This is a genomic window from Streptomyces sp. BE20 (assembly GCF_036322525.1).
Lineage (GTDB): Bacteria > Actinomycetota > Actinomycetes > Streptomycetales > Streptomycetaceae > Kitasatospora.
In genome coordinates this window covers 1-1,580 of sequence record NZ_JAQYWW010000610.1, presented here as the reverse complement: position 1 = coordinate 1,580, position 1,580 = coordinate 1, and the positions used below count along the sequence as shown (strand labels likewise).

Genomic DNA, 1,580 nt, shown 5'->3' with positions numbered 1-1,580 from the left:
TCAGGTGTCTCTGATCTCGCCGTGGGCGGTCTCGCGGCCGGTGAGGACGGCGAGTGCGGTGACGGCGCAGCCGGCGATGACGTAGAGGACGACGGGGGTGATGGAGTGGCTGCCGGCGACGAGGGCGGTGGCGATGAAGGGGGCGGTGCCGCCGAAGAGGGCGCCGCCGAACTCGCGGCCGATGCTGACGCCGCTGAAGCGGATGCGGGCGTCGAACTGTTCGGCGACGAGGGCGGGTTGCGGGCCGAAGACCATGTCCTTGCAGAGGGGGATGGCGCCGATGAGGGCGATCAGGATGACGGGGGTGCTCCTGGTCTCCAGGAGGCGGAAGAAGGGGTAGGCGTAGGCGGCGGTGCAGGCGAGGCCGGCGGTGACCGTGGCGCGTCGGCCGATGCGGTCGGAGAGGCGGCCCCAGAAGGGGATGGCGGCGATCTCGAGGGCGGAGGCGAGGGTGATGGCCCAGAGCATGGTGGAGCGGGGGATGTGGAGGTTCTTGGTGGCGTAGGAGAGGGCGAAGGCCTGGATGAGGTAGCCCCAGATGAAGCCGGAGACGGTGATGCCCATGACCCGGGCCACCGCGCCGGGGTGTTCGCGCAGGACGGTCGCGAGTGGGTAGCGCACGGTGGCGCCTCGTTGGGCGAGGTCGGTGAAGGCGGGTGTCTCGTCGATGCTCCTGCGCAGCCAGAGCCCGAAGGCGATGAGGGCGATGCTGAGGAGGAAGGGGATGCGCCAGCCCCAGGTGAGGAAGGCGTCGTCGGGCAGGAGGGAGACGGTGCCGAAGACGGCGCTGGCGAGGACGAAGCCGGCGCCGGTGCCCATGGCGGGGACGGATCCGTAGAGGCCGCGCCGGCCGGCGGGGGCGTTCTCGACGGTGAGCAGGACGGCGCCGACGAATTCGCCGCCGACCGCGATGCCCTGGCAGATGCGCAGCAGGATCAGCAGCAGTGGTGCCCACAGTCCGGCGGTGGCCCGGGTGGGCAGGGTGCCGATCAGGGTGGTGGCGGCTCCCATGGTGAGGAGGGTGGCCAGCAGGACGCGCTTGCGGCCGATGCGGTCGCCGAGGTGCCCGGACAGGGCGCCGCCGATGGGTCGGGCGGCGAATCCGATCGCGAAGGTGGCGAAGGAGGCCAGGGTGGCGCCGATGTCGGTGGATCCGAAGAAGAGTGGTCCGAAGACGAGCGCGGAGGCGAGTCCGTAGAGGGTGAAGTCGTACCACTCCATGACGGTGCCGACCGTGCCGGCGAGCATGGTACGGCGGATGCCCGCCGTGTCATTGGGGGTGTTGTTCACGGGGGTGCCCTTGGTTCGTGCCGGGGTGGCGCCGGATACGCCGGTGCGGGCTCGCGCCGTGCGTGCACATCGGGACTGCGCCGGCCGGCGACCGGGGCCACCGTGCCCGGGGGATATCGAGGTCCGGCGTGCTTCGGGGATGGGGTACGTGGTTGGGGAGGGAGCTGCAGGGGGTCGCTGCAGGTGGCTGGCGAAGCGAAGCCGGTCTCCGTGCGTGCCTGCGTCCTTCCAGGAGGCGGCTACGCCCGCGTGTCCGGGGTCTCCGGTCGTGGGTGGTCGTCACCGTCTTA

At 71.3% G+C, this 1,580-nt stretch carries 1 protein-coding gene; it reads right to left on the bottom strand.

Annotated elements, in window-relative coordinates:
- Window positions 1–1,290, bottom strand: coding sequence for an MFS transporter (locus PUR61_RS12115; RefSeq protein ID WP_329878737.1), 1,290 nt, complete (start codon window positions 1,288–1,290; stop codon window positions 1–3).
- Window positions 1,291–1,580: the final 290 nt, after the last annotated feature.